The following is a 24,544-nucleotide window of genomic DNA, read 5'->3' on the forward strand; positions in this document are numbered from 1 at the left end:
CGGAGGTCCCCGGTGGCCGGCTCAGGAGTCGCGGCCGAGGCCCTTGCCCTTCCCCTTGCCGGCGGTCTTTTCCGCCTTGCCGGGCTGTTTGCCCGGCTTCGCCGGCGAAGCCGGGCTCTCGTGGGTCACGGCGGCGGGTTCGAGCGAAGCGGACTCGGTCGCGCGCGGCTGCGGAGCCGGGTTCCCGGACTCGGCGAGGGGCCCGGACGACGAAGGAGCGGAAGGGGTCACCGGCGAGTTCGCGGCCGGTGGCTGAGCGGGGTGGCCACCGGTCCCGGTTTCCTCGGCGGCCAGCAGCATGGCGGAGACGGCAGCAACAGCGGCGGCGGTCAGCCCGGCCACGGCAGCGAGCCGACGGCGGCCGGGGGACGGGGTCGAGTCCGGGGTGAGGTTGTCGTGCCGGGTGGGGTGGAGGGCGGAGGTGGTGCCCGCGAGCCGGTGGCCGGGGCTGGTGGAAAGGTCGGCGGCGAGCCGGTCGCGGGGGTTGGTGGTTGAGGCTGTGTCGGCGGCGGGCCGGTGGGCGGGGCTGAGGGCCGAGGCTGCGAGCTGGTCCCCGGATCCGGCGGCTGCCCCTGTGTCGGCGGCGGGCCGGTGGGCGGGGTTGAGGGCCGAGGCTGCGAGCTGGTCCCCGGATCCGGCGGCTGCCCCTGCGTCGGCGGCGGGCCGGTGGGCGGGGTTGAGGGCCGAAGCCGCGAGCTGGTCACCGGAACCGGCGGCTGCACCTGCGTCGGCGGTGAGCCCCTCGTGTGCGGCGCTGCCTGCCGTCGCCGGGGCCGCCGTCAAGCGGCGGCGCCAGCGGGGGCGGCGGACGAGCTCGGCCGTCGGCTGAGGCGGTGGGGCGTGGAGCAGCCGCCGGATCTCCTCGGCCGTGGGCCGGTCCGCCGGCTCGCGATGCGTCATCCGGCGGAGCGTGTGCGCCAGTGATGGCGGCAGGTCGTCCGGGATGCGGGGTGGCCTGGTCAGCCGGGCCATCGCCGCCTCGACCATCGTGCCCGCGTACTCGCGCCGGCCCGTCACGCACTCCAGCAGGATCAGGCCGAGCGCGTAGACGTCCGCGGGCGGGCCCGCCGGCTCGCCGCCGACCTGCTCCGGGGCCAGGTAGGCGGCCGTGCCGGGGACCACGCCGGTGCCGGTGATGTGCGTGGTGTCGAGGGCGTGGGCGATGCCGAAGTCGCCGATCAGCGGGCCGTCCGCGGACAGGAACACGTTGGCGGGCTTCAGGTCCCGGTGGACGACCCGCAGCGCGTGCACGTGGGCGAGCGCGTCGGTCAGCCCGTCGGCCAGCGCGGTCACCTCGGCCGCCGGCATCGGCCCGGCGAGCAGCCGCTCGGCCAGGTTCTCGCCCTCGACGAGCTGCATCACCAGGTAGGTCCGGCCGTTCTCGGTGCCGCTGTCCAGCAGGGCCACGACCCCCGGGTGGGTGATGCTGCCCTGGATGGTCATCTCGCGCAGCCGGCGGCGCTGGTCGAGCGCCACCGCGTCCCGGTCGTAGATCTTGACGGCGACTTCGCGGGCCAGCCGCACGTCGTAGGCCCGGTAGACGCGGGCCGTGCCGCCGCTGCCGATCAGCCTGCCGACCTCGTACCGCCCGGCCAGCAGCCCGGGCGGCCGCTCGTCGTCGAGGGACCGGCGCGGCGGCACGGAGAACTCGCCGAGCGCGAAGCGAGCGCACGTGACGTCGTCCCCGTCGCCCATCGGCGAGCGCCCCGTTCTGCCGGCTTCGTCGACCACGCGCCCGATGTACCCCGATCCCGTGGACGGCAAACGTGTGAAGATCACGAAGAGGGTATCGCGCGAAGTGCCGTCTGCGTCACGCTTTCGCGGCGAACGCGTCCACCCCGGTGAGCTGCGCCGACAAGGTCCACAGGCGCGCGGCCTGCGCACGGTCGACGGCGTAGCGGCGGACACCGGAGGCGGCGAGGCCCTCGGCGTCGTCCGGCGCCAGGTCCGCGACGTCGCAGTCCTCGAGGTACAGCCCGCCGAGCCCGGCCAGCTGCGGCGACGTCGCGGCCCAGACCGTGGTCGCCGCGCCCTGCTCCGGCGTCTTGAACTGCATCAACAGGTTCCCGGCCTCGTCGATCCAGCCGCGTTCGATCCTCTCTTCCCGCGGCAGGTGCCGCTGCAGCGGCGTCATGATGCCGCCCGGGTGCAGCGCGAAGGCGTGGACGTCCTTCCCGGCGCCCAGCTCGTCGAGCCGGACGGCGAAGAGCACATTGGCCGTCTTGGCCTGCCCGTATGCCTGCCACTTCTCGTACCCGGCCGTGAACTGGACGTCGTCCCAGCGGATCGGCGAGTAGTGGTGGCCGCGCGAAGAGAGCGAAACCACGCGCGCGCCGTCGGCGATCGCCGGCCACAGCCGGTTGACCAGCGCGAAGTGGCCGAGGTGGTTGGTCGCGAACTGGGCTTCCCAGCCCGGGCCGACGCGGGTCTCGGGGCAGGCCATGATGCCCGCGTTGGCGATGAAGAGGTCGATCCGCCGTCCGATCGCCAGGAAGCGTTCGGCGAAGGCGCGGACGCTCTCGAGGTCACCGAGGTCCAGCTCGTCGACCTCGACGTTCTCGAGGCCGGCGAGGGCTTCTTCGGCGGTCGTGCGGCGGCGGGCCGGGACGACGACGCGGGCTCCGGCGCCGGTGAGCGCGCGGGTGGTTTCGAGGCCGATCCCGGAGTAGCCGCCGGTGACGACGGCGAGCTTCCCGGTGAGGTCGACGCCTTCGACGACTTCGGCGGCCGTGGTGGTGGCGCCGAAACCCGAACCGATCTTGTGCTGTGCGGAGGTCATGATCCGACGCTACGAGCTGGAGTGCACTCCAGCGCAAATCGCGGACCGGGCCGAAACGGGGGACAATCGGGGGCGAGAGGCGCAGCCGACCTAGGAAGGCTCTGATGTCCGACTACTACGGGAACCAGCCCCAGGACGTCCGCCCGGGGATCGACGCGCGCCGGCTGTGGGCGGGAGGCGTGGCGACGGCGGTGGTCGCGGCCCTGCTCGCCGTGGTCGGGCTGCTGATCGCGCGGGGCATCTTCGAGGTCGAAGTGCTCGCCCCAAAAGGCGAAGGCGTCTGGGGCAACGCGAGCACCACGACGTACGCGCTGGTCGCCGCCGCGGTGGCCCTGCTCGCCACCGGGCTGATGCACCTGCTCAGCGTCGCCACGCCGGCACCGTCCCAGTTCTTCGGCTGGATCATGGTGCTGGTGACGCTGATCGCGGTGGTGCTGCCGCTGACGCTCGCGGTCGCGCCGAGCGCGAAGATCGCCACGGCCGTGATCAACCTGGTGATCGGGCTCGTCATCGCCGCGGTCGTGAACAGCATGGCGGCCAGCGCCCGGACGCTGCACCGGCGCCGCACGCAGCAGAACGCCCCGGGGAACGCGGCGCCCCCGCCGACGCGCCAGTGGCCGCAGCAACAGCAGGAGCCGCCGCCGACCCGCTACTACGACCGGTGACCATGGACGTCCGGGAGACGAACCGCCGGGTGATCGAGCAGTTCCGGGCGGGTGGCGAGGTCGACGGCATGCACCGCGAGCGCCTGGTGCTGCTCACCACGACGGGCCGGCGCACGGGGGAGCCCCGCACGGTCCCGATGATGGTCCACCGCGACGGCTCCCGGCTGCTGGTGGTGGCGTCGAACGTCGGGGCGCCCCGCCACCCGGACTGGTACCTGAACCTCGTGGACGACCCGCGGGTCACGGTGGAGGTGGACGACCGGCGGTTCGAGGCCGAGGCGCTGCCGCTGCTGGGGGCGGACTACGTGCGGGCGTGGACGGAGCTGGAGAAGGCGTACCCCTTCCTGGCCGACCACCGGGCGAAGGCCAAGCAGGCGAAGCGCCTTATCCCGGTCGTGGAGCTGTCCGAAGAGGACTGACGAAGTCCTCTTCGGACGGTCCTACTTGCTCGCCACCCGGCGGTACCGCGACGTCGCCAGCGGGGCGAAGATCGCGATGATCGCCACGCAGCACAGGATCGAGTACAGCGCCGCGTTCTCCGCGGGCCAGCCCGACGGCGGGGCGCCGAACCGGTTGCCGAACAGGTCCCTCGTCGCGTTGATCACCGCCGTGAACGGGTTCCAGTCGGCGATCGCCTTGAGGAACCCGGGCAGCGTCTGCGTCGGGACGAACGCCGACGAGATGAAGCTCAGCGGGAACATCCAGATCAGCCCGAGGCTCTGCGCGACCTCGACGCTGCGCGCCGCGAGCCCGATGAGCGCGCCGACCCACGACAGCGCCCAGGCGAACATCAGCATCACCAGGTAGCCGAGCAGCGCGTCCCAGAAGCTGCCGCGGATCCGCCAGCCGACGATCAGCCCGCACACCGACATCACGACCAGGGCGACCACGCTGACCACGAGGTCCGACGTCGTCCGGCCGAGGAGCACCGCGATCCGGGACATCGGCAGCGACCGGAACCGGTCGATGATGCCCTTCTGCAGGTCGTTGGCGAAGCCGATGACGGTGAACGCCGAGTTGAACGCCATCGTCTGGGCGAAGATCCCGGCGATGAGGAACTCGCGGTAGGCCGCGCCGCCCGCTTCGCCGCCGATCGCGTTGCCGAAGACGTAGGCGAACAGCAGCACGAACATGATCGGCTGCAGGGTGGCGGCCATCAGCCAGTCCGGGTTGCGGCGGACGTTCATCAGGTTGCGCCACGTGATGACGCCGCCGTCGGAAATGCCCTTCGCGAACGCGTTCACTTCGCGGCCTCCTCGGCGCCGTGGCCGGTCAGGGACAGGAAGACGTCGTCGAGGGTCGGCCGGTGCAGGGCGACGTCCTGGACGGCGATGCCCTCGCCGTCGAGCCGGCGCAGGGCCTCGATGAGCGCTTTCGGTCCGGTGTCGACGAGGATTTCGGCGCGCCGGGTGTGGTCGTCGCCCGACGGCTCGCCGGTGCCGACCTCGCGCAGCACGGCCAGGGTGGCCGGCAGGTCCGCGGCCGAGGCGACAACCAGCTCCAGGCGTTCGCCGCCGATCTGGGCCTTGAGCTCGTCGGCGGTGCCGCGCGCGATCACCCGGCCGTGGTCGATCACCACGATCGAGTCGGCCAGCTGGTCGGCCTCTTCGAGGTACTGGGTGGTCAGCAGCACGGTCGTGCCGTCGGCGACGAGCTCCTTGATGACCGCCCAGGTGTCGAGCCGCCCGCCCGGGTCGAGACCGGTGGTGGGCTCGTCCAGCACGACGACGGCCGGCTCGGCGACCAGCGCGCCCGCCAGGTCGAGACGCCGGCGCATGCCGCCCGAATAGCCCTTCGCCGGCCGGTCGGCGGCGTCTTCGAGCTGGAACCGCGCGAGCAGCTCACGCGCGCGCGAGCGGGCCGCGGCCTTCCGCCTGCCGTAGAGCCGCCCGACCATGTAGAGGTTCTCGAACCCGGTGAGGTTCTCGTCGACGGCCGCGTACTGGCCGGACAACCCGATCCGGCGCCGCACCTGGTCCGGTTCGGCCAGCACGTCGTACCCGGCGACGTGCGCCTCGCCCGAGTCCGGCCGCAGCAGCGTGGTCAGGATGCGGACGGTGGTGGTCTTGCCGGCGCCGTTCGGGCCGAGCAGGCCGAGCACCCGCCCGGCCGGGATCTCGAGGTCGACGCCGTCGAGCGCGCGCGTCGAACCGTAGGTCTTGACGAGCCCGCGTACCTGGACGGCGACGTCCGGTTCCGGCTGTGGCATGACGGCTCCCCTTCCGTGACACCGCCAAGCTAGGCCACCCTGTCCGCTTTGTCCTCCGGGTTTCTCCCGGAGACGCGTCAGTTCGCCGAAAGCGTGACCGCGAACTCGGGCGGCGTCCGGAGCGACTGGAAGACGACGCAGTAGCGCTCGGTGAGCTTCTTGAGCGTGGCGAGCTGCTCCTCACCGGCGTCGGTGTCCAAATCGAACGACAACCTGATCGCGCGGAAGCCGACCGGCGCGTCCTTCGCGACCGCGAGGGTGCCGCGGAAGTCGAGGTCGCCTTCGGCGCGCACGCGCCCGCCGCGGACCTCGAGGCCCAGCGACGTCGCCACCGCCCGCAGCGTCACCCCGGCGCACGCGACGAGCGCTTCGAGCAGCATGTCCCCCGAACAGGCGAGGGTGCCGTCGCCGCCGGTCGCCGGGTGCAGCCCGGCTTCGACGATCGCGCGGCCGGTCTCCACCTTGCAGGAGATGCCGAGGCCGTCGAGCTCGGCGTCGGCGTGCAAAGTGACGAGAGCGCTTTCGGGTCGCTCCCGGTACTGCTCCTTCAACGGGGCCTGGGTCGCGCGCAGCGCTTCGGTGTCCATCGGCCGATTCTGCTCCGGAACGCGAAGAAACGGGGAGACCGGTTTCCCGGCCTCCCCGTTTCAGTGATTCAGCGTCAGCTCAGCGTGACAGCGGCGTCGTCGATGACGAACGACGTCTGCAGGGAGCTGTCCTCCACGCCGGTGAACTTCAGCGAGAGGGTGCCGCCGGCGGCCGACGAGACGTCGACCGTCTTGAGGACGTACCCGGAGGCCTTGTTCAGGTTGGAGTAGCTGGCCAGCGTGGTGCTGCCGTTGGCGACGGTCAGCTTGTCGTAGGCGGTCGTCGTGGTCGTCTCCGCCGAATCGATGTGCAGGTAGAACGTCAGCGTGGCGTGGCAGCCCGCCGGGATGCTCACCGACTGCGCGAGCGTGTCGGTGTGCGCCGAGCCGTAGCCGTCGAGCCAGGCGTTGTAGGTGCCGCCGTGGGCGGGCTGGTCGGAGCCGTTCTGCCCGATCACGCCGCTGCTGGCGGTCCAGCCGGTGCTGCCCGATTCGAAGCCGGGGTTGGCCAGCTTCTGGCCGGAGCAGCCGCCGGTGGTGCCGACGGTCCACGTGAACGACGTCGACCCGGTGCGGGCCGCGCTGTCCTTCGCCGTCACCGTGACGTTCGAGGTGCCCGCGGTGGTCGCGGTACCCGTGATCGCGCCGGTGGAGGCGTTGATCGACAGCCCGGCCGGCAGGCCGGTGGCGGTCCAGGTGTACGGCGCGGTGCCGCCGCTGGCCGACATCGGCAGGTTCACCGAGCCGCCCGTCGTGGTGGACTGGTTGCCCGGGTTCGTGACGGTGACCGTGCCGGTCGAGGAGCACGTCGGGTCGGCCGACTGCGCCGGCACGCTGATCGCGTCCCACGCCGCCTTGACGGTGTTGAACTCGGCGCAGCTGCCCGGGAACAGGTTCTTCGCCGCGGTCAGCGTCCAGGTGCGGTACTTCAGGTACGAGCTGCCGGAGGTCTTGAGCAGCATCGCGTTGTAGAAGATCTTCACCGCGGTCTGCACGCCGAGCCCGGTGACGGTGGAGCTGTTGCACGTCGTGCTGGTCGGCTGCCCGTTGGTCGGGTTGGTGCCTTCGGCCAGCAGGTAGAACCAGTGGTTGCCCGGCCCGGCCGCGGAGTGCACCTCGGTGTTGGGGATCGAGCTGTCGTAGCAGTTCTTGTCACCCAGCGCCGACGGGTTGTACATGTTGCGGATCGGGCCGCTGCCGACGAGGTTGATCTTCTCGCCGACGAGGAAGTCCGGCGCGTCGTAGGTCGACGGCTCGTTCGCGAACCACTCGGTCGAGGCGCCGAAGACGTCCGCGACGAACTCCTGCGTCCCGTTGCCCGAGATGCCGCCCGGGGTGTGGTCGTCGATGCCGTGGCCGAGTTCGTGCGCGACGACGTCGAGCGAGCTGATCCACTGGCTGTTGGTGTTCTTGCCGATCTGGACCTGGCTGCCGTCGTAGTAGGCGTTCTGGTCGTTCAGGCCGACGCGGATCGGCCAGCCGCCGCCGTTGCCGTCGAAACCGTTGCGGCCCAGCCACTGCGTGAGCATCTTCTTCTCGGTCTGCGCGGCGAAGAGAGCGTCGACGCAGCCCGTTTCCCGGCTGGTGGCGTTGCCGTTGCCCCACGCGTCGTCGGGGCCGCTGAACGTGGTGTTGTTGGCCGCGTCCTGGCAGCTGACGTTGGTGAGGGTCGGGTCCTTCAGCGAGTACGTGCTGCCGGACTGCGTGGTGTCCAGGGTCACCGGGCCGTTCCAGCCGCTGTTGCCGGTGCCGTGCATGACGTGCTCCTGGGTGTGGAGCACCTTGCCGGTGGCCGCGTCGACGACGACGTCGAGCTTGCTCGGCCCTTCGGCGTCCCGCCCGACGACGGTGCTCTGCCACGCGAGCTTCGGCTGGCCCAGCGCGAAGGTGACCAGCTGGGCGCCGCCGACGCTGTCCACCGAGGACATCTGCTGCCGCGCGACCGCTTCGGCCGCCGCCTTCGACACCGCCGGGGTGGTGCTGGCCAGGTTGATCGTCTGGTCCTGGCCGACGGACGTGCTGAGCACCTGGCCGGCGGAGTTCGTCACGACCACGAAGTCGCCGCCCACCACGGGCAGGCCCTTGTAGGTGCGGTCGTACGGGACGTACTTCAGCCCGTTGCTGGAGGAGATCACGTTGTGGGCCACGAAAACGTCGTCCGCGCCGGCGTGCAGCGCGGCCGGCTTGCTCGCCACGAGGGCGGCGGCGCCGGTGGCCGCGAGCGCTTCGGCGTTCTGGGCGGCGTTCGGGGTCGTGGGCTGGGCCTGGGCGGCTGTGGTCGTGCACATCGCGGCGATCAGCGCGCCGCTCGCGGCCAAGACGAGTGGACGTCTCAGATGCATCGAAGGATCTCCTCCGGGCAGGGCGAACCGGCCCGGTGACAAGGCCGGGCCGAGAACGGGGATGGCGGGGAAAATGGTGCGGCTTAGCGGAAATCAGGATCCGGTGCCGAAGCCTCGCGAACAAGCGACGAACGTACGGACTTATCTGGATGTCGCAATACTTCCCAAACAGGACATTCGTCTCTATTGGGATCCGGCCGCTGATCGTCCACTCAGGACTGGAGGCGGATCACCGCCGTTCGGGTGATCTTCCCTGCGTCCGAGACGACGAAGGCCCCCTCGCCGGGAATCGGCGAAGGGGCCTTCGGTGGTACTGGTGTCAGGCGGTCTTCTCGCGCTTCGGGAGCTTCCAGCCCGGGCGCACGAAGTGGCAGGTGTACCCGTTCGGAATGCGCTGCAGGTAGTCCTGGTGCTCCGGCTCGGCCTCCCAGAAGTCACCCACCGGGCTGACCTCGGTGACGACCTTGCCCGGCCACAGCCCGGACGCGTCGACGTCGGCGATCGTGTCCTCGGCGACCCGCTTCTGCTCGTCGTTCTCGAAGAAGATCGCCGACCGGTAGCTCAGGCCGATGTCGTTGCCCTGCCGGTTCTTCGTGGTCGGGTCGTGCACCTGGAAGAAGAACTCGAGCAGGTCGCGGAACGTGGTCTGCGCGGGGTCGTAGATCACCTCGATGGCCTCGGCGTGCGTGCCGTGGTTGCGGTAGGTCGCGTTGGGCACGTCACCGCCGCTGTACCCGACCCGGGTCGAGACGACCCCGGGCTGGCGGCGGAACAGCTCCTGCATCCCCCAGAAGCAGCCGCCGGCCAGGACGGCCCTTTCGGTTGACGTGGTCACGGCGTCACTCCTTCTCCTCGTGCGGTGCTTCCACCCGTACAACTTCGGTGGTCGGCCGATGATTCCACGCGAGGATTACGGAAGCCTGACGTCACCCGGCCTGCAGCTTGGCGAGGGTGAGCACGTCGCCGCCGATGCCCCAGCCGCCGTCCGCGACCTCCTCGACCAGCACCATGGTGCCGGCGCGGGCCCGGTCGCCTAACACGTGCTACGGATCGTCGCTACCATCTTCTTGATATCGGCGATACTGGCTGCTAGCGTCGCTGCTGTGGACCTGAGAACGCGGATCCTGGAAGCGGCCGCCGACCTGCTGTCGCGGTCGGCCGAGGCCGACTTCTCCACGCGGGCGGTCTGCGAGGCCGCCGGGGTGGGCGCGCCGGCGCTGTACCGGCAGTTCGGCGACAAGGAGGGGCTGCTCGCCGCCGTCGTCGACCACGGGTTCGAGCGGTACCTCGCGGGCAAGCGGGCCGCGAAGCCGTCCGGCGACCCGGTGCGCGACCTGCGTGACGGCTGGGACAACCACGTCGCGTTCGCGCTCGAGAACCCGAACTACTACCGCGTGATGTACGCGGGCCTGTCGACGCCGCCCGGCGCGTCGGCCGAGGCGCACAGCCTGCTGCTGGCGGTGCTGGAGCGCTGCGCGGCCGCGGGACGGCTCAAGCTGCCGCCGTCGCTCGCCGCGCAGATGGTCATGGCGGCCAACGCGGGGGTCGCGCTGTCGATGATCACCCGGCCGTCGCTCTACCCGGATCCCGGGTTCTCCGTCCGGGTCCGGGAGAGCGTGCTGGCCGGCATCCTGGCGGAGGAGCCCGCGAAGCCGGACGACGCCGTGGCCGCGACGGCCACGACGCTGGGTGCCCTGCTGCGCGAGACCGCCCCGCCGGGAATGAGCGGGGCGGAGGCGACGCTGCTGCAGGAGTGGCTGGCCCGGCTGTCCCTCCACAGTGGACGCTGAGCCGGACGGCGGCGCCGGTTGGGCCGACCGGCTCCCTTTGCGGGGCAGGCGGTTGCGTCCTCGTCACGCGCGGTCCGGGGTGGGAAGATGGTCCGCGCCGGCCCCGAGGAGGCGCCATGCGCGACCAGGACGGAATCGGCCCCGAGCGGACCAGTGGTGCGCTGGTCGTCGAAGTGCGCGGCGAGCTGGACATCGCCTCGGTGCTGCGGTGGACGGCGGTGCTCGAAGCCGCCCTGTGCGAGCTGCCGGCGCCGCACCTGCTGGTGCTCGACCTCGGGCGGCTGGACTTCCTGTCGGTCCGCGGGGTCCGCGGCCTGCTGGGCGTGCTCGAGCTGTGCGGGGAGCGCGGGATCGCCGGCTGCCTGATCATGACCCCCGGCAGCGTGGTGGACCGGGTGGTGTGGCTGACCGGCCTCGGTGACCGGCTGCGGATCTTCCCGGACCGGTTGACGGCGATCGCCGCGGCCCAGCCGACGCAGGTGCGGTGGCTGCCGGGTTGACGCGGTGCGCGCGCTAGGGCTCGCGCACGAGGTCGGCCGCGGCGTCGGCGAACGCGCGCACCTTCGCCGTCGCGCCCGCGGCCCGCCAGACGAGTCCCCACTCGAGGCGGGGTGCGTCGCCGAGCGGGACGTAGGCCACGTCCGGCCTGGGGTAGTAGCGCCGGATGTGGGCGCCGACCGGCAGCACGCCCTCCCCGGCACCGGCCACGGTGAGCAGCTCCTGCAGACCCGCCCGCGGCCGGAGGACCGCCCCGGGGGCGTGCTCGTCGAGCCACGGGTCCGGCAGCGAGCACCGCAGCACCGTCACCCGCGCGAGGTCCGCGACCGGCACGGAGTCCCGCCGGGCGAACGGGTGACCCGCCGCGACGGCGAGGAACCGCAGCTCGCGCACCAGCACCGGGCCGGTCACCAGGTCCGGGCCGTCGAGGGGGAGCCCGGCCAGCACGACGTCCACTTCGCCCTCGCGCAGCCAGGGCAGCACCTCGGCCGGCCGCACCTCGCGGAACTCGACCCGGCAGCCGGGCTCCTGCTGCCGGAACCGCTCGGCCACCCCGGCCAGCAGCTGCCCGCCCGCCGCGTCGCCGAACGCGACCCGCAGCGTGCCGGTCACCCCGCGACCGGCCTCGGCCGCCTTGTCCAGGGCCGCCTCGACCGCCGTCCAGGCCGGCCCGAGGTCGGCGCGGAGCTGCCGCCCCACCGGGGTCAGCTCGACGCGGCGGCTGGTCCGCGTGAACAGCGGCACGCCGATCCGCCGTTCGAGCTTCCGGATCGTCTGGCTGACCTGCGCGGTCGACACGTGCAGCCGCTCCGCCGTGCGGCCGAAGTGCAGCTCCTCGGCCAGCGTCAGGAACGACTCCAGCTCGCGCCACTCCGGCATGTCCGCCCCCGATCGTCAACTCCCGCTTAACGATCGTGGCACAGAAGCGCGTTGATCGGCTTCGCGCGTCTCAGCAGGCTGGAGCGCGTACCCCACGGAAAAGGAGCTTCGATGTCCGACCTGCACGACCGCGTGGAGATCGTCGACGCGCTGTACCGCTTCGGCCTCGGCCAGGACCTCAAGGACCGCGAGCTGTTCGCGTCGTCGTTCGCCGCCGACGCCGAGCTGGACTTCCGGCCGGCCGCCGCGCGGTGGGGTGCGCACCCGCCGCTGATGACCGGCCGGGACGCGATCGTGGACACGATCCTCGCCCTGTTCGACGGCCGCGTCGACACGACCCACCAGGTGACGAACCCGCGCGTCACCCTCGACGGCGACACCGCGCGCCTCACGGCCCTGGTCGAGGCCCAGCACCTGCTGAGCGCGGACCACGGAACGCACGCACTGCTGAAGAACCGCTACGACATCGACCTGACCCGCGACGGCGACCGCTGGGTGATGCGCCGGGTCGTCATCGAAAACGCCTGGTACACCGGCGATCCGGCCGCCATCTTCAGCTGACGCCGTAGGTCTCCCGGTAGTCCACGGTGCACACGAGCGCGTCCCGCCGGGCCCGTCCGCCGGGCGGGTCGACCAGCGGGCTGGCGGTGTGCAGGAACCGGGCGTCCTCGAACACGATGAGCTGCCCGGGTTCCAGCCGCTGCGAGTGGACCGGGGTACTCGGGTCCTCGGGCCGGAACAACGTGGTTTCGGCGCCGCTGCCGAGACGGTCCACGACGTAGACGAAGACGAACTCTTCGCCGTCGGCGTGCGGCCGGGTCACGACGTTGGTGAAGGTCCGGAAGACGTTGACCCCGAAGGTGCCCCGCTGCCGGCGGCGTCCGGGCGGCAGCAGGCTCAGGGCGGCGCGGATCCACGACGCGAACAGCGCGTCGTGCACCACGGGGGTCCGCGCGTACTCGCGGCGTTCGGGCCGGCCGCCGCGGTCTTCGATGGCGATCTCGGTGTGTTCGCTCAGCACGCAGGTTTCGCCGTGCCACGCGTATTCGACGACGTCCCGGGCTCGTTCACGGTCGGCGGGGATGTCGCCGGGGTAGCAGCGGAGCACCTCCGGGGTGAAGTACGTGCGCAGCAGGTGGTCGCGGAGCCGGGCGCCGGGGAGGCCGAGCTCGTCGTCCGAAACGACGAGGTAGCCGTCGGTTTCGAGCCGCTTCCAGTGGAGCGGGAGGTCTTCGCCGACGGTGCCGGCGGGGTCGAGCGCCATGCGTTCATCCCAACGTGAAAGGAAAGGGGGCCGCGGCCGGGTGCTGCGGGGGACTCAGCCGAACTGTTCGGCCTGGATAGCGCGGATCAGGGCGCGGCTTGCGTCGGGTTCGAGGGACGCGGCGACCAGCTTTTCGTGGTAGCCGCGGTAGTACTCGACCGTCTGGGCGGTCTCGATGTGCCGGAAACCGGCGTGGGTCTCGATGTGCACGATGTCGCGGTCGAGGTCGTCCTCGAATTCGAAGTACGCGTACATGCAGCTCATCGAGAACAGCGGGGGATGGGCGAACGGGAACACGCGCAGTTCGATGTTCGGCGCGGTCGACCGCTCGACCAGGTGGTCCAGCTGGGCGTGCATGATCTCGCGGGACCCGACGAACTGGCGGAGAGCCGACTCGTGCGTCACCGCGACGAGCCGCAGCGGGGCCATGCCGTCGCGTTCGGCCAGCGCGTGCTTGCGCCGCTCCCGGAGTTCGACGAGCCGCTCGACCTCCTCGCCGGACCACCACGGCTCGTGGGTCGAGTACTGGGCGCGGGCGTACTCCGGGGTCTGCAGGAGTACCGGCAGCAGGGGGATCGTGTAGATCCGGGCCACCGTCGCTTCGGACTCGTACGCGAGGTGGGCGTCGAGACCCGGGGTCGCCGTGGTCTGCGAGTAGTCGGTCCACCAGCCCTGACGCCCGGACGCCTTGACCCAGTTCATGAGCCGGGAAGCCAGCTGGGTGCCGTCCACGCCGTAGTACCGGATCAGGTCGCGGACGTCCCTGGCCTGCGGGCTGCCCTGCGCGTTCTCGAGCCGCGAGAGCTTCGAGGTCGAGATGAGCAGGGTTTCGGCCACCTCTTCGAGAGTCCGGCCGGACTCGTCACGCAGGCTCTTGAGCGTGTCCGCGATCCGGCGGCGCGGCACGATCGGGCCTTGCATGGGGGCCATGGGACCTCGTTCCGGAGGTGGGTCGTTCCCGATGGGACCCGGTTGGTGGGTTTCCCATCGCGGCGGGACCTTACTCCTTCCGGGGTGACCCGGCGGTGGCGACACCCCGAAAGGTTCGGGTTGTCTGCCGTTCTCGCAGGTCGAGGCTGCCTGAGGGCCAGAGTTGGGCCGACCAGGTGACGTCGGGGTGGGATTCCGCCGTGGGAATTGCAACAGGGCCGTTCCCGCGTGACACTTGCAGAGAAGCCGCAGCCAAGGCTCGACCCGACGGAAGGAAAGCGCACCAGGTACGACGAGAGGGACGGGCCCCGGCCGGCGGACGGCACCGAGCGGAGGGGACCCACCATGCTTGTCGTTCTGAAGCCGGGCGCGCTGCTCCGGGTGCTCGCCGTCACCGCCCTCGTGGCCGCCGTGCTCGCCCTGCTGCTCGGCAGCGGGCTCGGTTCGGGCGCGGCCGGGTCCTCCGGCACGACGCCGCCGGACCCGGCGTTCGGCACCGACCTCCTCGCCGCCGCCACGCCCACCCCGTACGTCGTCGTGGGGACCGGCGAAAAGGGACTCAACGTCCGGTCCTGCGCGGCCGCGACGTGCCGGCGGGTCGGCTGGATCGGCGAAGGCCGCACGTTCCTGGCCGAGTGCTGGACGCGCGGCACGCCCGCCTCCGGCGACGACCACTGGCTGCGCGGCACCGCGGACGGGCACACCGGTTACGCGGCCGCGCACTTCCTCCAGGGCACCGGCGCGCCGGAATGCGGTACGGACCCCGCGCGCCAGAGCTGAGGGGGTTATTCGCCGCGCATCGAACGGCGGATCTCGGCCAGCCTGTCCTTGGCCGCCTGGTCGCGGTCGGCGATCTTCTTGTCGAGGGCTTCGGTGGTGTTCTCCGTGCCGAGGCCGGCGACGTCCGCGGCGCCGAGTGACGTCGTGTACCGGTTTTCGATCTTGTCCCGGACGAAGTCGAAGCTGGGCACGCCGCCCTCGCTGTAGTCGGGGTCCGGCAGCGGCGGCGACGGGATCGCCAGTGCGGCGGTCGGGGTCTCGTCGACGATCTCGCCGTCCAGGACGTTCGGGTCGTCGTCGGGTTTGCTCATCTGTCGACCATAGCGCCGGAGTGGTCACTCTCGCCGGTACGCCAGTGGGTAATTCGGCCGTGGGGGCGCGCGGCGCGGTGGGGAATTCTCGACGCGCACAGCCGGTGTCCGGAGGGAGCAGACCATGAGTGCCGGGGCCTACCGCGCCGAAACGGCGGAGATGGGGACGGTCGTCAAGGCGGTCGAAGACGTGGGGTCGTCCTTCCTGTCGGCGACGCGCGACCTGGAGGGCCTGGTGCTGGACGCGTTGTCCTTCGCCGGGATCGGCAGCGGGGTCGCCGCCGCGAACACGGCGTTGCACTCGACGCTGGGCAACGCGCTCCAGAAGCTCCTCAGCCTGCTCACGAACGTGAACCAGAACGTCCAGACGGCCGCGAACGCCTACAACGCCGCCGATTCCGACGTCGCCCGGGCCTACGGCGGCGGCCAGGAGGCGGCGCAGGGCGGTGGCGGCGCGGCCGCGGCTGCGGCGCCTCAGCAGCTCGATCCGCGCGTGGTCGAATCGATCATGCGCTCCGAAGGCGCGACGGGGGAGCAGGGCGGGGTGCCCGAGGCCTACGGTTTCCGGCAGAACATGCACAACGGCTACGACCGGATCATCGCCGCGCGCGAGCAGTACGGGATCGGCAGCGCGGAAGAGCGCGCCGTCGTCGCCGACCTGATGACCGCGAACGCGCGCACGGCGGGCGCGCTCAACTTCACCGATCCCGGCACCCAGGCCGCGATCATGTCCGGCGCCCACATGCGCGGCGCCGGCGGCGTCCGCGCGATCCTCAACCACATGGCGGGCGAGGACATCGTGCGGAGCTCGCGCACGCTCGGCGACGCGACCATCCAGCACGTCCAGGGCCTCACGCCGGAGCAGTTCCAGCAGGAGTTCCGCGACGCCCGCGTCGAATACGACCGGCAGGTCTACGGCGGGACGACGACCCACCAGGGCGGCCACACGCAGAACTGGTGGGACCGGTACGGCAACGGCCTGACCCAGCGCTACGACCGCGAGCAGAACGAATTCCTCGAACTTTCCCGGCCGCGGGACTGATCTCCCCGATTCGAAGATCGCCGGAGTGGGCACCCTACATCGTGTAGCCGAACGACAACGGGAGGCACACGATGAACCGGAGGATGATCGCACTACTGGGCGGGGTCGCCGCGATGGCGGGGACCGTGGCGTTCGCGGGAACGGCCGAAGCGGCGTCGACGCCGTGCAGTGCCGAAGCGAAGGCCTGCGTCCAGCGCGGTTCGAATACCGCGTGGCTGACGGACGGCGCCGGGAACGTCACCTACGGCGGCGTCCCGATCACCGTCGGGTTGCCGAAGTACCCGACCCCGCTCGGGAAGTTCCACGTGCAGTACAAGGACATCGACCACTACAGCAAGCAGTACAACGGGCCGATGCCGTACTCGGTGTTCTTCACCACCACCGGGGTTGCGTTCCACCAGGGCAGCCTGAAGGCGAAGTCCCACGGGTGCGTGCACCTTTCGCACGCGGCCGCGGTGAAGTTCTACAACTCGCTGAGCCCGGGTGACGTCGTCGAGGTCGTGCCCTGATCCGTCCGTTGTGGACGGTTGAGGAGCGCGCCGGTGACGGCGCCGAAGACCAGGTGGTCCAGGATCTGCGGCCCGCGCGGCAACGCCCGCACGGCGGGGTAGGCGCGGGCCGCGATCCCGAGGTCGAGGGCCGCGATGGCCAGCCCGGCCACCGCACCGCCCCCGGCCCCGAGCCGGCGACGGCGGTTCACGGCCGCGAGCACCCAGGTCCACCCGGCCGACACGAGAACGTGCGCGACCAGCCCGGCGGCGACGCCGGGCCGGTCGCGCCGTCCTGGGATCAGGGTCCCCGCGGCGCGGGTGGCCGCGAGGAGGTCCCGGCCGGTGAGCAGGGCGTGGGCGGTGGAGGGTAGGCCGCTCACGATGGCGGCGATGGCTCCAGCGCGGGCGGTGGAGGGAAGGCCGCCGAGCGCGGCGGCGTGGGCGGTGAAGGGTAGGCCGCTCACCACGGTTGCGGCACGGGCGGCCCGGCCTCGCGCCGATGACGTCTCCTTCACGTCCGCCCGGACTCCGCCGCCAGGTAGGCGGCCACCCGGATCCGCAGGCCGCGGACGTGGGGAAGCGCGATCGTGAACGCGGCCGTGGGTCGATACCCGGGCCACGGGTCGCCGTGCGTGCATGGTCCCGCGAAGTAGACGAAGCCGTCTTCGTCGTCGTAGCGGCCCGGCGACCAGCGGGCGGCGGCGCCCGCGTGGTGATCCGGACATTCCGCCCTCGCGAGCCAGTAAGCCTCGTGCTTCATGACGCGTCGGAGCTGCGCGGCGAACCCCGGCAGTTCGTCTTCCGGCAGGCCGAGACCGCGGCCGCTCCACACGCGGGGCGTGCGGTCGCCGGTGCGGGCCGGGCAGCCGAAAGTGACCGTCCCGCGCGCGTAGCGACGGGTCCAGCGGGGTTTTTTCGTTGCCAGCGCGGCGAAATCGGATCCGCCGGTGATCTCCAGCGTCATGGGGGAACGATAGTCGATCACGCGGCCAGGGGTACCGCCGCGCGGGTGTCGATCACTGATCCAATGGTGTATACAGTATGCAGTAGGCTATCGTGGGCAAAGGAGGCCGCCATGTACTCAGTCACCAACCCCGCGACCGGTGAACTGGTGGAGGAGATCCCGAACGCGACCGACGACGAGGTCCGCGCCGCGATCGGCCGGGTGCAGCGGGGGTACGCCGCCTGGCGGGACCGGCCGGTCGCCGAGCGCGCCGCGATCGTGCTGCGGGCCGCCGAGCTGTTCGCCGAACGCGCCGGCGAGCTCGCCGAAATCATGACCCTCGAGATGGGGAAGCGGATCAACGAAGGCCGGGGCGAGGTCGGCGTCGTCGTCGACATCTTCCGCTACTACGGCGAACGCGGCCCGGCCCTCCTGGCCGACGAGCCGATCCCGATCCGCGGCGGCGAGGCCGTGCTGACCAAGGAGCCGATCGGGCCGCTGCTGGGCGTCATGCCGTGGAACTTCCCGTGCTACCAGGTCGCCCGGTTCGTCGCGCCGAACCTCGTGCTGGGCAACACGATCCTGCTCAAGCACGCGTCGATCTGCCCGCGCTCGGCGGTCGCCATCGAGAGCGTGCTGCGGGACGCCGGCGTGCCTGCGGACGCTTTCGTCAACGTGTTCGCGTCCAGCCGGCAGGTCCCGTCGATGCTCGCCGACCCGCGCATCGCCGGCGTCTCCCTGACCGGCAGCGAGCAGGCCGGCATCTCCGTCGCGGCCGAAGCCGGGCGGAACCTGAAGAAGTGCGTCCTGGAGCTCGGCGGGTCCGACCCGCTGATCGTGCTGGACACCGACGACCTCGACGAAACGGTCAAGGTCACCGCGACCGCCCGGATGCGCAACTGCGGCCAGTCGTGCAACGCGCCCAAGCGGATGATCGTGCTGGGCGAGCTGTACGACGAGTTCGTCGACCGGCTGGCCAAGCGCGTCACCGAGTACTACGTCCCGGGCGACCCGGCGGACCCGGCGACGACGTTGCCCCCGCTGGCCTCGATCGCCGCGGCGGACGAGGTGGCGGCCCAGGTGCAGACGGCGATCCGCGAAGGAGCAACGCTGCGCGCGGGCGGCCACCGCGTCCCCGGGCCGGGCGCCTACCTGGAGGCGACGGTGCTGACGGACGTGACCCCGGAAATGGCGGCCTACCACGAGGAGATCTTCGGCCCGGTGGTCCTGGTGTTCCGCGCGGAAACGGAGGAGGAGGCGATCGCCCTGGCGAACGACACACCGTTCGGCCTGGGGGCGAGCGTGTTCGGCACGGACCGGGAGAGGGCAACGCGCGTGGCGCGCCGCATCGAGGCGGGGATGGTGTACCTCAACAAGTCAGGCGGTTCGGAGGCGGACCTGCCGTTCGGCGGGATCAAGCGCTCGGGAATCGGGCGGGAGCTGGGTGCGCTGGGCATCGAGGAGTTCATGAACAAGAAACCGATACGCCTCTGACCTGCTGTTTTGTTGCTTTTGGCCTCGCCAGGCCGTCGTCAGGCCGTCTCGGAGTCCTGGGCCGTCTGCGGCGGGCGGCGGGGCTTGAACACGCAAGATGTCATAATGAATAGGTCAAGAGTGGTATCAACACGGCTGGTGAGCATGCAATGATCAGGCTGATGCCGTCCAATATTATTTTGACTGTTCTCGTGTTCACCGCTGAACTTTGGTTGTTCAGGAGCAGGGCTCGCCAGGATTCCATTGCTAAATTGCAGGTTATCAGCACGGTGGTTCCGGCTGCGAATATTGCCGCCGTCCGAATGTCTACTACTTTCAGTATTCCGGCGATGGCGCACCACTCTGCCGCGATGCCCGCCGCAAAGGCGACCGCAGTATAGATGCTCATCACCAGGAGTGTTCGACGCGTCTCAGTCTGAGATCCAGCTGCCAGCTTCTCTGCATCGTCCTTGTTTGCTTGAGCCGCAATCGCGAGCTTTGTGATGCTGTCCTTCATTTCGAGAGCTCTGGTTATCCGCTTTTGTATCTCGATTCGTTCACGAAGGTCGGTTGTCGTGCCTAGGAGCGCAATCGCTTCCTCAAGAGTCTCTTGGATCGACTCTTTGTTGCTGTTGATTTCATTCAATAGATCGGAGGACTCGGTGTGGACTCTTTCGCTCTGTTTGTCGCGAGGGGGAACCACTCGATTTACGACAAATAGGGCGATGAGAAGTGTGGGTACAACTTGCGCGGCGACAATGCAGAAGTCGCGGGCATCTTGCGGCGAAAGCAATGACTGGCTCCTCGTTCAGTGGGTGACGCGCGCCGGGCTCGCCTCCGTGCGACACGGACGCCCTGCTGCTCCGCTCCGGACGCCGGGTGGCCCGCTGACAGCCGGCCGTGTATGCGCGCCACCGCGGGTTGGTTGATCCACTCGCCCCCTGCCTCCCCGAGATGCCGCCCAATCGATCAATGTTACGCCGGATGAGACCACGATCGGGGGCGGCGGGGACGAGGAAGGCGGCCAGATGGCACAGGAGGCGGCGGGGAGCCAGGCTGTCGTCTGAACGGCCAGGCGCCTCGGCGCGACCAGGCTCAGCGGGCCTAGTGGAAGGGTTCGGGACGGCGCCCAGTCGCGACCCAAGCCCGCCAATCGCCTGGAGACCTCATGAACAAGAAGCCCATCCGGCTCTGAGTTTGTTGTCAGAACCCTGACAACTACCCCTATGACAGGGGTCTGTCCTCCGTCCCCCAGGAGGATGAACCCTTTCGGTGTCACCGTCCTGACCTGCGACTTCTCCGGTGTTGCTCTGTTCGGTCGATTGCGGGTGAGTCGATCACCGTGTCGAATAATCGCCGACAAGGAATAATCGCCGTGAGGAGCTGGCTGTGCACTGGGGGACCGCGCTCGACGACGGAGGGGCGGCGGGGCTCGTCCGTCCGTACTTCCGCACCCACGGCCGGACCCGGCCGACGCGTGACCTTCCGGTCGAGACGCTCGTCTCGACCACCGCGCGCGGCCGGGCCGTGGTGCGGGGGAGCTCGCCGGAAGAATCGGAAATCTGCGTGCTGTGCCGGACTTCGCAGTCCGTCGCCGAGGTCGCCGCGCGGCGGCGGCTGCCGCTGGGGGTTGCGCGGGTTCTGCTCTCCGACCTCGCCGACCGGGGGCTCGTTGCCGTGCACACCGCGAAGATGGGGTCGGGGAACCGGCCCAGCCTCGACCTGATGAAGCGCATTCTCCACGGCCTCAGCCGGCTGTGAACTCCCGGACCAGCCGGGCGAACTCCGCGGGCTGGTCCAGCGGGAGCAGCGTGTAGCTGTCGGCCACTTCGACGAGCTTTCCCTTGGGCAGCAACGCCGCCAGCCGCTTGCCGTGCGGCAACGGCATCACGCGGTCCTCGCTCGCCCAGACCACCAGGGCCGGCCGGTCGAACGCCGGGAGCCGGTCGGCCGCCTCCAGCAGAACCCCTGGGGTCGCTGCGAAAGCACGCAGCACGCGGACCGTGTCGCGGCGGATGCCCGCCTGGCTCAGCAGTGGCCGGAGCCAGCCCGCGGAAACCGCGTCGCCGCGCTTGGTCAGCCAGCCGAACGCGATCGGGAGCCGGCGGACCGCGCGCAGCCGCATCTGCTGCATGAACACCCCGAACAGCCCTGGCGGCAGCTTTCCCGTCAGGAACAGCGTCTTGCCGGTGAGCCCGGGCGGGAAGTTGTCGAACGCGTCGCAGGAGGCCAGCACGACCCGGCCCACCCGCGAACCCGAACCGCCGTCCACCATCAGCAGCTGCACCAGCGCCCCGCCCGTGTCGACGCCGGCCAAAGTCACCTCGCGCAGGTCCAGGCGCTCGAGGAACTCCGTGAGCAGGGCGGCGATCCCGGGCAGCGAAAGGTCGGCCTCGGGGCGCATCGGCTGCCGGTGCGCGCCCAGCGGCAGCGTCGGGACGACGCACCGGCAGCCCGCCAGCGACGCGACCACGTTGTCCCACAGCGTGCCGTCCATCAGCAGGCCGTGGACGAAGACGACCACGGGGCCCGGCCCGCCCGTGTCGGTGTACTCGACGGTTCCCGCCCCCAGCTCGATCTCCATGCCGGAAGTGAACCACGCGGTTCACAACGTGTCGAGAGCTTCCTCCCGCTCGACCGCCCGCAGCAGCGCTTCGAACCCCGCCTCCGCGCCCGAGCCGTCCGAACTGGTCAGCAGGTCGACGAGGAAGCCGCGCAGGGTCGCGAGGATCATCGACGCGACTTCGAACTTCCGCCGCTCCGGCCAGTCCGCCGGGCAGAACGACACCAGCGTCGGCAGGTACTGCTGGGACGCGCCGTGGCCGAGCGCCGCGTACCGGCCGGGGTCGTACATCGCCAGGCCCATCGCCTGATCGAGCACTCGCCGCAGCTGCGTCTCCTCGTCGCGGAGGCTCACCCACGCGGCGCGGACGCGGTCGGCCAAGGTGGCGGACGAAGCAGCGGTCGCCGCCAGCGCGTTGCCGATCCGCCGCTCCCGCAGTGCGAAGACCACCTGCCGGAGCAGGTCTTCGGCGCCCTCGAAGTGGTAGAGCAGCACCTTGTGCGTCGTCCCGGCCGCGCGGGCGGCGCGCCGCAGCGAGAAGTCCACGAGCCCGTTCTCGGCGACGTCGTCGGTGATCTTCGCCAGCAGCTCCCGCCGGCGTGCTTCACCCCGGGGTGACCCCGTCGATCGCCGGTAGCCGGCCCGGTCGCCGGTAGCGTTGTCCACGCGGGACAGCTTGGCACGGGGAGGGGACGTCGATGCGGGTGCTGGTGACCGGCGGCAACGCGGGGATCGGCTATTTCGTCGCGGAGCAGCTGGCTTCGGCCGGGGCGGAGGTGGTGATCGGCAGCCGTGACCCGGCGAAGGCGGAGGTCGCCGGCACGGCGATCCGGTCGCGGGTCGCCGGCGCGCGCGTCACCCACGTCCGGCTCGACCTCGCCGACCTCACCCAGGTCGCCACGGTCGAGCCCGGGCCGCTCGACGCCGTCGTCTGCAACGCCGGGGTGATGCTCGACCGCCCGCCGCGAAGGGAAACCGAAGCCGGCCACGAGCTGATGTTCGGCACCAACCACCTCGGCCACTTCGCGCTGGTCGCCCGGCTGATGCCGGTGCTGGCGCCGGACGCTCGCATCGTCACCACCGGCAGCTTCGCGGCGAAGTCCGCGAAGCTCGACTTCGCCGACCTCCAGAGCGAACGCGACTACGTCCCGAAGCGCGCGTACGAGCGCTCGAAGCTGGCCCAGATGCTCTTCGCGCTCGAGCTCGACCGGCGGCTGCGTGAAACCGGCTCGAAGCGGCTGAGCGTCCTCGCCCACCCCGGCGGTGCGCTCGACTCGCTGACGCCGTCGCGCCCGCCGGTGCACATCCGCACCGCCGGGCAGTGGCTCAAGGGCCTGCCCGCCCGGGCAGTGCTCCACGGCAAGGACGCCGGCGCCCGGCCCGCCGTCCGCGCGGTCCTCGGCCCCGACGTCACCGGAGGCCAGTTGTGGGGCCCGCGCGTGTTCGGGCTGCGCGGCCGGCCGAAGCTCGAAGAGCGCTGGGCGAACCTGACCGGCGACGCGGCCGCCGGGCGCCTGTGGGCGGAAAGTGTCACGCTGACCGGAGTGGACCCGCTGGGCTGAGTGCACAGCGACGACGCCGCTGATGTGCACATCGCACGGTGACGCCGCCGGAACCGCTGCCTACGGTGCGGGGAACCGTTTCCCTTCCCGGATTAGGAGGTCGGCGTGGCCTCAACAGTCGGTGTCGATGACTATGCCCTCACCAGAGTGCCGGACCACGCCCGGTACTCGTGGTGGTCGGTCGCCGTCCAGCGGTTCGGCCAGGTGTCCGCCCTGTCCCAGTTCCTGCTCGGAGCCACCGTCGGCTTCGGCATGAGCTTCTGGACGGCGGTGCTGGCCTTCACCCTCGGCTCGGTCATCCTGGAGCTCATCACCATCCTCGTCGGCGTCATCGGCGTCCGCGAGGGCCTCTCGACGTCCATGATCGCCCGCTGGACCGGCTTCGGCCGCGGCGGCTCGGCGCTCATCGGGCTCGCCATCGGGATCAGCCTCATCGGCTGGTTCGGCATCCAGTCCGCGGTGTCCGCGCAGGGGCTCGTCTCGCTCATCGGCGGCCTGCCGGAGTGGGGCTGGGCGCTCGTGTTCGGCCTGGTCGTCACCGCGATCGTCGTCCGCGGCTTCCACTCCATGGCCTGGACGGCGTACCTGACCGTGCCGGCCTTCCTGGTCCTGGTCGGCTGGTCGGTCGTCTCCGAACTGACCCGCCACGACCTCGGCACGCTCGTCTCGTCGGCGCCGCCCGGGCCGTCGCTGAGCCTCCTGCAGGGCACCACGCTCGTCGCGGGCGGCTTCATCGTCGGCGCGGTGATCACGCCGGACATGACCCGCTTCAACCGCACCACCGGCGACGTCGTCAAGCAGACACTCGTCGGGATCACGCTCGGCGAGTACGTCATCGGCCTGTCCGGCGTCCTGCTCGCCCACGCCGTCGGCAGCGCCGGCATCACCACCATCGTGACGTCCTCGGTCGGCTGGGTCGGGCTGCTGATCGTCATCGCCGGCACGATCAAGATCAACGACTGGAACCTGTACTCGTCGGGCCTGGGTGTCGTGAACTTCATCGGCACGGTCTCCGGCCGGAAGGCGCACCGCGGCCTGGTCACCGCCGTGCTCGGCCTGGCGGGCAGCGTGCTCGCCGCGGCCGGGATCCTGGCGAAGTTCACCGACTTCCTCACCGTGCTGGGGGTCGCGTTCCCGCCGATCGCCGGGATCATGGTCGCCGAGTACTTCGTCGTGAAGAAGTGGCGCGGGGACCTGGAAGCGGCTCGCGCGCGGGGCACCGTGCCCGAAGACGCCCCGGTGTGGGTGCCCGCCACGATCGTCGTCTGGGTCGCCGCGGCCCTGTTCGGCGAGTTCGTCGAGTGGGGCCTGCCGAGCATCAACTCGCTCGTCGTGGCCTTCGTCCTGTACGTCGCCGCCGGGAAGCTCGGCCTGGTGCGGGGGATCGGCAGCAGCCGGACCGCCGACTCCGCCGAGCCCGCTCCCGCCGTCTAGTC

At 71.0% G+C, this 24,544-nt stretch carries 28 protein-coding genes; 12 read left to right on the forward strand and 16 right to left on the reverse strand.

Annotation, left to right across the window (positions count from 1 at the left end):
• Window positions 1-21 precede the first annotated feature (21 nt).
• Together ACH54P_RS46435 and ACH54P_RS46440 are read right to left on the reverse strand one after the other, a co-directional pair.
• Entirely contained in the window at window positions 22-1,731 is a 1,710-nt protein-coding gene (locus ACH54P_RS46435) for a serine/threonine-protein kinase (RefSeq protein WP_489909679.1), read from the reverse strand.
• A 79-nt stretch (window positions 1,732-1,810) separates the two neighbouring features.
• Entirely contained in the window at window positions 1,811-2,779 is a 969-nt protein-coding gene (locus tag ACH54P_RS46440; RefSeq protein ID WP_489909680.1) for an SDR family NAD(P)-dependent oxidoreductase, read from the reverse strand.
• A 104-nt stretch (window positions 2,780-2,883) separates the two neighbouring features.
• On the opposite strand from ACH54P_RS46440, the gene ACH54P_RS46445 reads away from it, so the two are divergent.
• Together ACH54P_RS46445 and ACH54P_RS46450 are read left to right on the forward strand one after the other, a co-directional pair.
• The gene (locus ACH54P_RS46445; protein ID WP_489909681.1) at window positions 2,884-3,444 is read left to right on the forward strand and encodes a DUF6069 family protein; all 561 of its coding nucleotides are present in this window, start codon (window positions 2,884-2,886) and stop codon (window positions 3,442-3,444) included.
• 2 nt (window positions 3,445-3,446) lie between these two features.
• A complete protein-coding gene (locus ACH54P_RS46450) occupies window positions 3,447-3,863 on the forward strand; it encodes a nitroreductase/quinone reductase family protein (RefSeq protein ID WP_489917032.1) in 417 nt (138 codons plus the stop codon).
• A gap of 21 nt (window positions 3,864-3,884) precedes the next feature.
• Here ACH54P_RS46450 and ACH54P_RS46455 read toward each other — a convergent pair whose 3' ends face one another.
• The 5 genes from ACH54P_RS46455 to msrA form a co-directional block, all read right to left on the reverse strand.
• Window positions 3,885-4,688, reverse strand: coding sequence for an ABC transporter permease (locus tag ACH54P_RS46455; protein WP_489909682.1), 804 nt, complete (start codon window positions 4,686-4,688; stop codon window positions 3,885-3,887).
• Window positions 4,685-5,653: an ATP-binding cassette domain-containing protein gene (locus tag ACH54P_RS46460; RefSeq protein ID WP_489909683.1), complete on the reverse strand. Its 969-nt coding sequence runs from the start codon at window positions 5,651-5,653 to the stop codon at window positions 4,685-4,687. The genes ACH54P_RS46455 and ACH54P_RS46460 overlap by 4 nt, the downstream gene beginning before the upstream one ends.
• Window positions 5,654-5,730: 77 nt before the next feature.
• Entirely contained in the window at window positions 5,731-6,240 is a 510-nt protein-coding gene (locus ACH54P_RS46465) for an OsmC family protein (protein WP_489909684.1), read from the reverse strand.
• Window positions 6,241-6,314: 74 nt separating this feature from the next.
• Window positions 6,315-8,582, reverse strand: coding sequence for a M4 family metallopeptidase (locus ACH54P_RS46470; protein WP_489909685.1), 2,268 nt, complete (start codon window positions 8,580-8,582; stop codon window positions 6,315-6,317).
• Window positions 8,583-8,901: 319 nt separating this feature from the next.
• Window positions 8,902-9,417: a peptide-methionine (S)-S-oxide reductase MsrA gene (gene msrA, locus ACH54P_RS46475; protein ID WP_489909686.1), complete on the reverse strand. Its 516-nt coding sequence runs from the start codon at window positions 9,415-9,417 to the stop codon at window positions 8,902-8,904.
• Window positions 9,418-9,685: 268 nt separating this feature from the next.
• Between msrA and ACH54P_RS46480 the strand changes: the two genes are divergently transcribed.
• On the forward strand, window positions 9,686-10,372 hold the full coding sequence (locus tag ACH54P_RS46480) for a TetR/AcrR family transcriptional regulator (protein WP_489909687.1): 687 nt from the start codon (window positions 9,686-9,688) through the stop codon (window positions 10,370-10,372).
• Between the two features lie 116 nt (window positions 10,373-10,488).
• Entirely contained in the window at window positions 10,489-10,872 is a 384-nt protein-coding gene (locus ACH54P_RS46485; RefSeq protein ID WP_489909688.1) for an STAS domain-containing protein, read from the forward strand.
• A 13-nt stretch (window positions 10,873-10,885) separates the two neighbouring features.
• Here the strand turns inward: ACH54P_RS46485 and ACH54P_RS46490 are convergent, their stop codons facing one another.
• Window positions 10,886-11,749, reverse strand: coding sequence for a LysR family transcriptional regulator (locus tag ACH54P_RS46490; protein WP_489909689.1), 864 nt, complete (start codon window positions 11,747-11,749; stop codon window positions 10,886-10,888).
• Window positions 11,750-11,860: 111 nt separating this feature from the next.
• Between ACH54P_RS46490 and ACH54P_RS46495 the strand changes: the two genes are divergently transcribed.
• Entirely contained in the window at window positions 11,861-12,310 is a 450-nt protein-coding gene (locus tag ACH54P_RS46495) for a nuclear transport factor 2 family protein (protein WP_489909690.1), read from the forward strand.
• On the opposite strand, the gene ACH54P_RS46500 is transcribed toward ACH54P_RS46495, so the two are convergent.
• The gene (locus ACH54P_RS46500; RefSeq protein ID WP_489909691.1) at window positions 12,303-13,013 is read right to left on the reverse strand and encodes a 2OG-Fe dioxygenase family protein; all 711 of its coding nucleotides are present in this window, start codon (window positions 13,011-13,013) and stop codon (window positions 12,303-12,305) included. The genes ACH54P_RS46495 and ACH54P_RS46500 overlap by 8 nt on opposite strands.
• Window positions 13,014-13,067: 54 nt before the next feature.
• Window positions 13,068-13,943 carry a helix-turn-helix domain-containing protein gene (locus ACH54P_RS46505; protein ID WP_489909692.1) on the reverse strand — a complete coding sequence of 292 codons (876 nt, stop codon included), beginning with the start codon at window positions 13,941-13,943 and terminating at the stop codon, window positions 13,068-13,070.
• A gap of 345 nt (window positions 13,944-14,288) precedes the next feature.
• On the opposite strand from ACH54P_RS46505, the gene ACH54P_RS46510 reads away from it, so the two are divergent.
• On the forward strand, window positions 14,289-14,723 hold the full coding sequence (locus tag ACH54P_RS46510) for a hypothetical protein (protein ID WP_489909693.1): 435 nt from the start codon (window positions 14,289-14,291) through the stop codon (window positions 14,721-14,723).
• Window positions 14,724-14,728: 5 nt separating this feature from the next.
• On the opposite strand, the gene ACH54P_RS46515 is transcribed toward ACH54P_RS46510, so the two are convergent.
• Window positions 14,729-15,034: a hypothetical protein gene (locus ACH54P_RS46515; protein WP_489909694.1), complete on the reverse strand. Its 306-nt coding sequence runs from the start codon at window positions 15,032-15,034 to the stop codon at window positions 14,729-14,731.
• Window positions 15,035-15,158: 124 nt separating this feature from the next.
• Between ACH54P_RS46515 and ACH54P_RS46520 the strand changes: the two genes are divergently transcribed.
• Together ACH54P_RS46520 and ACH54P_RS46525 are read left to right on the forward strand one after the other, a co-directional pair.
• The gene (locus ACH54P_RS46520; protein WP_489909695.1) at window positions 15,159-16,076 is read left to right on the forward strand and encodes a hypothetical protein; all 918 of its coding nucleotides are present in this window, start codon (window positions 15,159-15,161) and stop codon (window positions 16,074-16,076) included.
• A gap of 71 nt (window positions 16,077-16,147) precedes the next feature.
• The gene (locus ACH54P_RS46525; RefSeq protein WP_489909696.1) at window positions 16,148-16,585 is read left to right on the forward strand and encodes a L,D-transpeptidase; all 438 of its coding nucleotides are present in this window, start codon (window positions 16,148-16,150) and stop codon (window positions 16,583-16,585) included.
• Here the strand turns inward: ACH54P_RS46525 and ACH54P_RS46530 are convergent.
• Both ACH54P_RS46530 and ACH54P_RS46535 read right to left on the reverse strand, forming a co-directional pair.
• Window positions 16,540-16,947 carry a hypothetical protein gene (locus ACH54P_RS46530; RefSeq protein WP_489909697.1) on the reverse strand — a complete coding sequence of 136 codons (408 nt, stop codon included), beginning with the start codon at window positions 16,945-16,947 and terminating at the stop codon, window positions 16,540-16,542. The two genes, ACH54P_RS46525 and ACH54P_RS46530, sit on opposite strands and share 46 nt — an antisense overlap.
• A gap of 131 nt (window positions 16,948-17,078) precedes the next feature.
• On the reverse strand, window positions 17,079-17,531 hold the full coding sequence (locus ACH54P_RS46535) for a hypothetical protein (protein WP_489909698.1): 453 nt from the start codon (window positions 17,529-17,531) through the stop codon (window positions 17,079-17,081).
• A gap of 111 nt (window positions 17,532-17,642) precedes the next feature.
• On the opposite strand from ACH54P_RS46535, the gene ACH54P_RS46540 reads away from it, so the two are divergent.
• Window positions 17,643-19,004: an NAD-dependent succinate-semialdehyde dehydrogenase gene (locus tag ACH54P_RS46540; protein WP_489909700.1), complete on the forward strand. Its 1,362-nt coding sequence runs from the start codon at window positions 17,643-17,645 to the stop codon at window positions 19,002-19,004.
• 100 nt (window positions 19,005-19,104) lie between these two features.
• On the opposite strand, the gene ACH54P_RS46545 is transcribed toward ACH54P_RS46540, so the two are convergent.
• Window positions 19,105-19,776 carry a hypothetical protein gene (locus tag ACH54P_RS46545; RefSeq protein WP_489909701.1) on the reverse strand — a complete coding sequence of 224 codons (672 nt, stop codon included), beginning with the start codon at window positions 19,774-19,776 and terminating at the stop codon, window positions 19,105-19,107.
• A gap of 596 nt (window positions 19,777-20,372) precedes the next feature.
• Here ACH54P_RS46545 and ACH54P_RS46550 point away from each other — a divergent pair.
• Window positions 20,373-20,744, forward strand: coding sequence for a DUF742 domain-containing protein (locus ACH54P_RS46550; protein WP_489909702.1), 372 nt, complete (start codon window positions 20,373-20,375; stop codon window positions 20,742-20,744).
• Here the strand turns inward: ACH54P_RS46550 and ACH54P_RS46555 are convergent.
• Window positions 20,731-21,567, reverse strand: coding sequence for an alpha/beta fold hydrolase (locus ACH54P_RS46555; RefSeq protein WP_489909704.1), 837 nt, complete (start codon window positions 21,565-21,567; stop codon window positions 20,731-20,733). The two genes, ACH54P_RS46550 and ACH54P_RS46555, sit on opposite strands and share 14 nt — an antisense overlap.
• A gap of 21 nt (window positions 21,568-21,588) precedes the next feature.
• On the reverse strand, window positions 21,589-22,212 hold the full coding sequence (locus ACH54P_RS46560) for a TetR/AcrR family transcriptional regulator (RefSeq protein WP_489909705.1): 624 nt from the start codon (window positions 22,210-22,212) through the stop codon (window positions 21,589-21,591).
• Window positions 22,213-22,244: 32 nt separating this feature from the next.
• Between ACH54P_RS46560 and ACH54P_RS46565 the strand changes: the two genes are divergently transcribed.
• Together ACH54P_RS46565 and ACH54P_RS46570 are read left to right on the forward strand one after the other, a co-directional pair.
• Window positions 22,245-23,108, forward strand: coding sequence for an SDR family NAD(P)-dependent oxidoreductase (locus tag ACH54P_RS46565; protein ID WP_489909706.1), 864 nt, complete (start codon window positions 22,245-22,247; stop codon window positions 23,106-23,108).
• Between the two features lie 105 nt (window positions 23,109-23,213).
• Complete coding sequence (locus ACH54P_RS46570; protein ID WP_489909707.1) at window positions 23,214-24,542, forward strand: purine-cytosine permease family protein; 1,329 nt, start codon at window positions 23,214-23,216, stop codon at window positions 24,540-24,542.
• Window positions 24,543-24,544 lie beyond the last annotated feature (2 nt).

It is taken from the genome of Amycolatopsis sp. N2S4-7, assembly GCF_058119595.1.

Bases quoted from the DNA above. Each gene is read 5' to 3' on its own strand.
- ACH54P_RS46460 (WP_489909683.1), bottom strand. From the start codon at position 5,653: ATGCCACAGCCGGAACCGGACGTCGCCGTCCAGGTACGCGGGCTCGTC.
- ACH54P_RS46485 (WP_489909688.1), top strand. From the start codon at position 10,489: ATGCGCGACCAGGACGGAATCGGCCCCGAGCGGACCAGTGGTGCGCTG.
- ACH54P_RS46535 (WP_489909698.1), bottom strand. From the start codon at position 17,531: ATGACGCTGGAGATCACCGGCGGATCCGATTTCGCCGCGCTGGCAACG.
- ACH54P_RS46495 (WP_489909690.1), top strand. From the start codon at position 11,861: ATGTCCGACCTGCACGACCGCGTGGAGATCGTCGACGCGCTGTACCGC.
- ACH54P_RS46510 (WP_489909693.1), top strand. From the start codon at position 14,289: ATGCTTGTCGTTCTGAAGCCGGGCGCGCTGCTCCGGGTGCTCGCCGTC.
- ACH54P_RS46490 (WP_489909689.1), bottom strand. From the start codon at position 11,749: ATGCCGGAGTGGCGCGAGCTGGAGTCGTTCCTGACGCTGGCCGAGGAG.
- ACH54P_RS46450 (WP_489917032.1), top strand. From the start codon at position 3,447: ATGGACGTCCGGGAGACGAACCGCCGGGTGATCGAGCAGTTCCGGGCG.
- ACH54P_RS46445 (WP_489909681.1), top strand. From the start codon at position 2,884: ATGTCCGACTACTACGGGAACCAGCCCCAGGACGTCCGCCCGGGGATC.
- ACH54P_RS46465 (WP_489909684.1), bottom strand. From the start codon at position 6,240: ATGGACACCGAAGCGCTGCGCGCGACCCAGGCCCCGTTGAAGGAGCAG.
- ACH54P_RS46500 (WP_489909691.1), bottom strand. From the start codon at position 13,013: ATGGCGCTCGACCCCGCCGGCACCGTCGGCGAAGACCTCCCGCTCCAC.
- ACH54P_RS46565 (WP_489909706.1), top strand. From the start codon at position 22,245: ATGCGGGTGCTGGTGACCGGCGGCAACGCGGGGATCGGCTATTTCGTC.
- ACH54P_RS46515 (WP_489909694.1), bottom strand. From the start codon at position 15,034: ATGAGCAAACCCGACGACGACCCGAACGTCCTGGACGGCGAGATCGTC.
- ACH54P_RS46470 (WP_489909685.1), bottom strand. From the start codon at position 8,582: ATGCATCTGAGACGTCCACTCGTCTTGGCCGCGAGCGGCGCGCTGATC.
- ACH54P_RS46520 (WP_489909695.1), top strand. From the start codon at position 15,159: ATGAGTGCCGGGGCCTACCGCGCCGAAACGGCGGAGATGGGGACGGTC.
- ACH54P_RS46505 (WP_489909692.1), bottom strand. From the start codon at position 13,943: ATGGCCCCCATGCAAGGCCCGATCGTGCCGCGCCGCCGGATCGCGGAC.
- ACH54P_RS46440 (WP_489909680.1), bottom strand. From the start codon at position 2,779: ATGACCTCCGCACAGCACAAGATCGGTTCGGGTTTCGGCGCCACCACC.
- ACH54P_RS46540 (WP_489909700.1), top strand. From the start codon at position 17,643: ATGTACTCAGTCACCAACCCCGCGACCGGTGAACTGGTGGAGGAGATC.
- ACH54P_RS46555 (WP_489909704.1), bottom strand. From the start codon at position 21,567: ATGGAGATCGAGCTGGGGGCGGGAACCGTCGAGTACACCGACACGGGC.
- ACH54P_RS46525 (WP_489909696.1), top strand. From the start codon at position 16,148: ATGAACCGGAGGATGATCGCACTACTGGGCGGGGTCGCCGCGATGGCG.